At 57.2% G+C, this 7,667-nt stretch carries 7 protein-coding genes; all 7 read right to left on the reverse strand.

Going from position 1 to position 7,667, the window contains the following annotated elements; translation table 11 throughout:
- Positions 1 to 248: 248 nt before the first annotated feature.
- From LQZ19_RS13080 to LQZ19_RS13110, 7 genes are read right to left on the reverse strand one after another with little or no spacing between them, the layout of a single operon-like run.
- Positions 249 to 536, reverse strand: coding sequence for a DUF1905 domain-containing protein (locus LQZ19_RS13080; protein ID WP_411048119.1), 288 nt, complete (start codon positions 534 to 536; stop codon positions 249 to 251).
- Between the two features lie 30 nt (positions 537 to 566).
- On the reverse strand, positions 567 to 1,007 hold the full coding sequence (locus LQZ19_RS13085) for a DUF6672 family protein (protein ID WP_411048120.1): 441 nt from the start codon (positions 1,005 to 1,007) through the stop codon (positions 567 to 569).
- Positions 1,007 to 2,149: an ABC transporter permease gene (locus LQZ19_RS13090; RefSeq protein ID WP_411048121.1), complete on the reverse strand. Its 1,143-nt coding sequence runs from the start codon at positions 2,147 to 2,149 to the stop codon at positions 1,007 to 1,009. The genes LQZ19_RS13085 and LQZ19_RS13090 overlap by 1 nt, the downstream gene beginning before the upstream one ends.
- Positions 2,146 to 3,192, reverse strand: a complete 1,047-nt coding sequence (locus LQZ19_RS13095) for an ABC transporter permease subunit (RefSeq protein ID WP_411048122.1) — start codon at positions 3,190 to 3,192, stop codon at positions 2,146 to 2,148. The genes LQZ19_RS13090 and LQZ19_RS13095 overlap by 4 nt, the downstream gene beginning before the upstream one ends.
- Positions 3,193 to 3,250: 58 nt before the next feature.
- The gene (locus tag LQZ19_RS13100; RefSeq protein WP_411048123.1) at positions 3,251 to 4,822 is read right to left on the reverse strand and encodes a sugar ABC transporter ATP-binding protein; all 1,572 of its coding nucleotides are present in this window, start codon (positions 4,820 to 4,822) and stop codon (positions 3,251 to 3,253) included.
- 3 nt (positions 4,823 to 4,825) lie between these two features.
- Positions 4,826 to 6,052: a DUF3798 domain-containing protein gene (locus tag LQZ19_RS13105; protein WP_411048124.1), complete on the reverse strand. Its 1,227-nt coding sequence runs from the start codon at positions 6,050 to 6,052 to the stop codon at positions 4,826 to 4,828.
- 22 nt (positions 6,053 to 6,074) lie between these two features.
- On the reverse strand, positions 6,075 to 7,322 hold the full coding sequence (locus tag LQZ19_RS13110; protein ID WP_411048125.1) for a DUF3798 domain-containing protein: 1,248 nt from the start codon (positions 7,320 to 7,322) through the stop codon (positions 6,075 to 6,077).
- Positions 7,323 to 7,667 lie beyond the last annotated feature (345 nt).

Genomic DNA, 7,667 nt, shown 5'->3' on the forward strand with positions numbered 1-7,667 from the left:
TTAACGCCGGCGCCGAAGTTGTCGCTAGGGCGTAGGGAAGAGAAAGACGGTGGCAGCAACTAAGTGGGATTTGACAGATTTCATAGATTCCAAGAAGGACATAGCGGTCCTTACAACCGTTATCGGCGGCGAAGTGGTATACGAGAAAAAATTATCCCGGGCTTTGTTTGTTAGAATAGTAACGTTGAGGGTAGTAATTCTATCGAAGCCGATTTCAGAACCCGCCGGGTTTTGGGATCGGCTTTATTTTATTGAAGGGCTTGTATTGTTACCTTTATTTTTTCGCCAACCTGCTTGTTTATTTTTTGCCGTATATCTTTGCGAATCCCGATTATATAACAAATAGAGCCGTCTTCATTTTTCACGCCCATATTTACTAAACTTCCATTATACGGTTCGCCATTGAATTCAGCGGACACCTTTACCCGGCCTTTCCCAAATTCCTGTTTTATATCATAAGGGAATTCGATGTAGGCCCCGTCAATATCAGGGACCTTTTTTATTTCCGCTGTAAATTCATATAGTTTATTGTTCATAATTTCTGCAAGGCAATTCGGGGAGGGCAGCTAGGGCAGGATAATTTCCTCTTCCCCGGGAAGCGCCTCCGCTTCCGGTTTTCTGGGTTCCGGCGTAGTGTGGAATTCCTCAAAATAGGGCTCCATGCCGTTAATCATTCGGGGTATGGAGAGGAGGAGCATATCCGGCATCAGGGGCAGGGCAAAGGTTTTTTCAAAGGGCGGCTTACCATCGCTGAATTCAATCCTGATCCGGTGCCGGCCTCCACCGACCTTGAAGATATCCCGGTCCCCGCTAAAATATTCCAGAGCCCTGCCGCCGTCCACAGAAACGGTGATTAAGTCCGGGGCGCGGATATTGTCGGCCTCTATATTGCGGTTATCTACCAGGAGGGTGTGGCCCCGGTTAAAGACGAAGATCAGGGCGCCCAGGCCGATCCAAACCAGGACCAGGGCGCCGCGAAGGATAAGCCGACGACGGTTTATTGCCATTATGCGCCGCTCCCCGCCGTACCGGCGTCCTTGAGGCCCCGGATTTTCCAGCGAAGCTCCCCGCGGAGTCCGCTGCGGGCAGATTCGGCATTGGCCCGTTTGCGCCAGGCGTGGAGGACCAGGGCCAGGGCGATAACGGCGTAGCTGAAGGCGTCCCGGAAGTATTCGCCGATCATGGCGTTCCCGAAGAGGTTGATCCCCGCCCGGGGCACCACAATGTACATCAGGTGCAGCAATACTGTCCCTATAAAGACATTGGGGATGGTGGCTTTGCTCACCGAGGCGCCGCCCACCAGGATTGCGGCGGCGGCGAAGAAGCCGGTTTGCTTGTGGGCGTTATAGGTGGCTACGTTGCCCATGTTCTGGAGGAAGATGAGCTGGCCCAGGCTTGCCAGGATCGTGGAAATGACGATGGCGATGATCCGGGTCTGGTCCACGGGAATACCCGCGGCGTGGGCCACTGCCTGATCCTGGCCCACCGCCCGCATATCCTGGCCCAGTTTGGTGCGGCGGAACCAGATGATGAACAGGCAGAGCACTGCAATGACCAGGTAATTTGCCAGGGGGATGACCATGCCGCCTATGTGCAGGGGGATAAGCTGGTCCAGGGATTGGCGCACCGAGTCCAGGGTGAGAGTATTGCGGATGCCGTAGCCCCGGGACAGGGTGATGTTCAGGGAATGGACCGGGATGAGGAAGCCCATAAAGTAGAGCACAATGAGCTGGTAAAAGCCGTCCATGAAAAAGCCCAGGATGTACCCGGTAACCATTTCCCGGCCCCGGGCGCGGTTCAGGATATATCCGGCGAGCCAGCCCAGCAGGGCCGCTATGGGCACGGCGATGAGGCTGGCAAAGATCAGCCCCGGCACCCCGACGATGTTCCAGTCCACCGCAAAGATCAGGCCGATTTGCCCTGCCATGGCGCCCAGGACCATGCCGAAGTTGATACCCATCCCCGCCATGATGGGCAGGATCAGGCTGAACACCAGGAAGCAGTTCCGCCCGATCCGGGTGAGAATCTCCTGGGTGATGGAAAACAGGGAGAGCCCGGAAAGGGGAATTGACGCCAGGGTGATAACCACGAAGATCAGGACCACCGCATTGTCCGCCAGAAATTCCCGGAAATTAAACGCTTTTTTCATTTAGCCACCTTCGTTTTTCTGGTCAACGCGTAGATGATCATCCCGTTGGAGATAAGGATCCGGATCACCTCGGACATATCGGTTTTCAGCACATTGTTGATCACGCTGGGGGTCATGGCCAGGATGCTCTGGAAGAGGAAGGTCCCCACCACCACGTTGAGGATGCTGGCCTTGTTCACCGAGGCGCCCCCCAGGAGCACCGCCGCCACCGCCGGGAAGGCCATGTAGAGGGGGGCGTTGTAAAGCTGGATAAAGCCGAAACTCTGCTGGTACACCAGTATGCCGATGGCGCCGTACACCGTGGATATCACCACCGAGGTGGCCCGCATACGGTTTGCGGAAATGCCCCCGGCCCGGGCAAAGTCCGGGTTGGAGCCCACGGCGGTCAGGGCGGTCCCGGTGCGGCTCCGCATGAAGAGCCACATGATGAAGGCCATGAGGGCAAAGAAGAGGATGGTCCCGGTGGGGAATTCAAAGAAGGGCCCGATTTTGATCACCAGGATATTGTTCAGCACATGGGACCAGTAATTGTCCAGGGTGATGGTGGTCCGCAGCCCCTGGCCGGTATAGCCCCAGACCATGGTGGGGTTGGTGAAGGGTAGGACCAGCCACATGATGGCCATGAAGGTGACGATGGAGAAGCCCACGTACATAGCAATGGTCATCTCCTCCCCCTTCACCTTGTTGAGGAGTATCCCGTAGAGCAGCCCAAAGAGTATGGCAAAGGGCAGGCTGAACAGTATTGCTGCGCCGAAGCCCAGCATTCCGGTCAGGTGGAACTGCATGGACAGGGTGGAGCCCAGGAGCCCGGCGATGATCCCCACCGGGAGGCCGAAGTTAAGCCCCGCCCCTGCCTGCATCATGGGCACCATGGCCAGCACCATAACCCCGTTCTGGCCGAAGCGGACTATCACATCCTTGAGGGAATTGTCCACCCGGACATTTACAAAGGGGGCGGCAATAAACAAGGCCACCACAAAGAAAAAAATGATCAGCCGGGGCCAGCCGAAATCGCTGATAAACTCGCGGATTTTCCCATTCATACGCTTCCCTCCCCGGCGCCACAGAAAACTTCGCTGATAAACTCGCGCGTCCCCCCGCTCATACGCCTCCCTCCCCGGACATAAGCAGCCCGAATTCTGCGGCAGAGGAATCCGGTGTTAGTATCCCTGCGATCCGCCCCTCGGACACTATGGCAATGCGGTCGCAGATCGAGCGCAGTTCCTCTAATTCGCTGGAAACCATGACGATGGTGGTTCCCTGTTCCCGGTTGTAGGAAAGGAGGGTGTCCAGGACTATCTTCTTGGCCCCCACATCAATGCCCCGGGTGGGCTCGGACACGAAGAGCAGCTCCGGGTCCAGGGCAAAGGCTTTGGACAGGCAGAGTTTCTGCTGGTTCCCGCCGGAAAGCTCCTTGGCGGGCTGTTTGCTGGAGTTGCATTTGATTTCCAGTTTTTTGATGTATTCCTCAGCCAGGGAGCGCATGGCTTTTTCGTCCCGGAGTTTGAAGAGGCCGCCGAAAAAGGATTTGAGGTACTGCCCCTTGGTCTGCATGGCCCCGAAGGCGATGTTCCAGTCCAGGCTTTCGTCCAGCAGCAACCCCACCCCCCGGCGATCCTCGGAGACAAAGGCCATGCCCGTGTCCAGGGCGGCTTTAGGGTCCCCCAGCTTCACCGGATACCCGTTGAGGAAGGCCCGGCCCCCGGCGGGGTAGAGGCCCATGACGCCATTGGGGATACCCAGTTTGCCCTGGCCGGCCAGGCCGCCTATGCCGAAGATCTCTCCCTTTTTCACGGTAAAGGATACGTCCCGGACCGTTTCCCCGGGCATATCCACCCAGAGATTTTCCACCCTGAGGGCCTCCCCGGAAAGCTGCCGCTCTTTGTAAGCCGCCGCAGAGTCCACATCCCGGCCCACCATCCAGGAGGCCAGGTCCATCACCGTAAGCCCTTCATTGGGCACATCTTTGATAATGTTGCCGTCCCTGAGCACCACCACCCGGTTTGCCAGGGAGGTTATTTCGTGGAGCCGGTGGGAAATCAGGATGATCCCGATCCCTTCCGCAGCCAGGGAGCGAAGGGCCTTGAGGAGAATCTCCGCCTCCCCCTCGGTCAATACCGCCGTGGGCTCGTCCAGGACCAGGATTTTTACCTGATCCCGGTCTATCTCCCGGGCAATCTCGGTAAATTGCTTGTGCCCCACGGGCATTTCCGACACCAGGGTATCCCCGGCAATGTTCACCCCCAGCTTGGCGATAGCCTTGTCCGCCCGTTCCCGCATGACGTCCCGGCGGAGGGTGGCAAGGCGTTCCCCGAAAATTTCTACCGCCGGGTTATGGTGAACCGGCTCCCGGCCGAGCATGATGTTTTCATAGGCCGTCAGGCCGGGTATGAGGGAAAATTCCTGGTGCACCATGGCAATGCCCGCATCCAGGGCGTCAAAGGGGCTTTTGAAGGAAACCGGCTGGTCGTCTATATAAATACGGCCCCGGAAACCGCCAGAGTCGGCGATTTCCGGCATACCGAAGAGGATACGCATGAGGGTTGTTTTTCCCGCGCCGTTTTCCCCCACCAGCCCCAAAATTTCTCCCCGTTGCAGAGAAAAATTTACGTCCGAAAGAACCGTAGTTCCGTAAAAGTCCTTGGAGACCCCTTCCAGACGTAAAAGAGCCATTACCTAGTTTCCTCCCTGGAACTTGATGGCGTAGTATTTCTCAGGCACCGTCTGTTCCGTGGTGGGCAGGTAACCCTGGCCCATGATGTAGGTATCCATATAGATCAAAATCTGGTTCCGGGCGCGTATGCCCGTGTTGGCGTCCACATAGTAGCCGCCGTTCCACTTGGCCCCGGGGGTAAACTTTCCCAGAGATGCGTAGAGATCAGTCATGTTACTTATGGTAGCCTTCCCGTCCAGGATCTGCTTGGCAAATTCTCCCAGCCCGGCGCTGACCGTAAAGCCGTAGGAGAAGGCCCAGGTGCCGAACCTTCCGGTCCCGCCCTTTTCAACCACCGCCGCTTCAACCTTCTTCAGGATGGCGGGGAAATTCCCTGCTTCTGCGGAAAGGTCGATGCCCAGCGCGCCGGGATAGCCCATCAGGGGGCTGGGGAGGTCCGCTTCCACGAACATCCCGCCGTAGACCAGGAGCTGCTTGAGCAAAGGCTCGGTATGGGCGTCGTTGGTGCAGAAGAAGGCCGCGTTTTTGCCGTACTGGTTGATCCACTGGGGGGTCTGTTCCAGGATGTACTGCTGAGCGCCGGCGACACCCACATCAGAAGTGGGGTCCGGGGCGGTGACAAACACGAATTTCAGCCCCAGGTCGTTACAGGCCGCTTCGAAGATCTGCCGGCGCAGGCCTAAGGATTCGTAGGACATATGCCGGGGGAAGGAAATGTGCACAAAGGTGTCCGCCCCCAGCTGCTTGGCTGCCCAAATAATGGTGTAGCCCCGGGAGACAAAGTCGGCGCTAATCGCCAAATCCGCGGAGCCTTGAATTACCAGAGGGTCCTCATGGGATTCACCGGCAAAGAGCAGGATATCCGAACGCCGTTCCTTGATCCGCTTAAAGGCTTCGGCGGTACCCGGGACACCCTGGTTCACCACGATAGCCTTCATCAGGGGATCGTCCGCCAGGGTTACGATCTGGGAGATGGTAACTTCCTGCTGATCCATAAAGCTGTCCGGGTAGGTAATGTGCTGGATTATCCCGCCATCGCTGACCTTGCCGTACAGGCGGATCAGTTCTTCCGCGCCCCGAAGGTCATCTTCGGACTGGGATACCGTGCCGGTGACAATACCGATATGGTACGCCGCCCCGGCAGCTTTGGTTTCCTTTTTGGCACAGGAAACGAAAAGCATGGTGGTGGCTGCCAACAGGGCGACCGCCGTCAAAACAATCTTTTTCATCTCAATACTTCCATTTCAAACATTAATTTGTATTGAACTTGATGTTATAATATTTTTCCGGGACCGTCTGCTGGGTGGTGGGCAGGAAGCCCTGCCCAAGGACATAGGTGTCCATGTAGACCAGCAGGTGGTTCCGGGACCGCACCCCGGTATTGTTGTCCACATAGTAGGCGCCGTTCCACCGTGCCCCGGGGGTGAACTCACTCAGGGCGGACCACATATCGTCCATGTTGCCCAGCTGGGCCTTGCCTTCCAGGATACGTTTCGCGTACTCACCCCAGCCCGCGCTCTGAGCAAAGCCGTAGGAGAAGGCCCAGGTGCCGAACTTGCCGGCCCCACCCCGGGCGATCACCGCGTCTTCCACCTTCTTCAAAATAGCGGTAAAGTCCCCGGCTTCCGCAGAAAGATCAAGCCCGAGAGCACCGGGATAGCCCATCAGGGGGCTGGGAAGGTCCGCTTCCACGAACATTCCGCCGTAGATCAGGAGCTGCCTGAGCAGGGGCTCGGTATGGGCGTCGTTGGTACAGAAGAAGGCCGCGTTTTTGCCGTACTGGTTGATCCACTGGGGGGTCTGTTCCAGGATGTACTGCTGGGCTCCGGCGACACCCACATCGGAAGTGGGGTCCGGGGCGGTGACAAACACGAATTTAAGCCCCAGGTCGTTACAGGCGGCCTCGAAAATCTGCCGGCGCAGCCCCAGGGATTCATAGGACATATGCCGGGGGAAGGAAATGTGAATAAAGGTATCCGCCCCGAGCTGTTTGGCTGCCCAGGGAATCAGGTAGCCCCGGGAGATAAAGTCGGCGTTGGTGGCCAGGTCCGCAGACTGCTGGATAACCAGGGGGTCCTCGTGGGCCTCTGCGGCGATGCAGAGAATATCGGGCCGTTTCTCCTTTACCCGCCTGAAAGATTCGGAGGTGCCGGGGATTGCGTTATTGATAATAATCGCCTTCATCAGGGGATCATCCGCCATGGACACCACCTGGGAGATAAACACCTCCTGCTGGTCCATGAAATTGTCCGGGTAGGTAATGTGCTGGATCATCCCCCCGTCACTGACCCTGCCGTAGCGGCGGATCAGTTCCTCAGCGCCCCGGAGGTCATCCTCGGCCTGGGAAACCGTCTCGGTCAAAATGCCAATGTGAAAGGGGCCGTTGGCGGCCCAAGTCCGGGGCCCCTCTGTGGTGGCGGCCTGCTGCTTCTGCTGACACCCCGCAAGGATCAGCATGCCCAGGGTCAGGGCAAGGGCGGAAAACTTAGAAATCTTCATTATATCTCCTCTGACGGCTAGTTTTTACCCCAATAGTGATCATGTCAATACAGTAAATGGTAAAATATGAGAATTTATGCAGGGAAGATTTGTCACGGAGGGGAACAGGAGAAGGAGGGGGAATAACCACGGACCACACGGACTAATGGGGGGAGAGGATGTCCACACAAAAGCACCTGTTGATCAGCAACGATATAGCCTTCCAAAATCGGCGCTTCTACCTGTAGCGCCCCACCGCCGGAGTGGCACTAGGCCAATTCAGTGCCTTGTACACTTGCGTTGTCACCGATGATCCCGGCACGGTTATTGCGGTCGATACTATTTCAACCGATGGTATTAACGCCG

The organism is Treponema primitia (assembly GCF_046533075.1).
Classification (GTDB): Bacteria; Spirochaetota; Spirochaetia; order Treponematales; family Breznakiellaceae; genus Termitinema; species Termitinema primitia_B.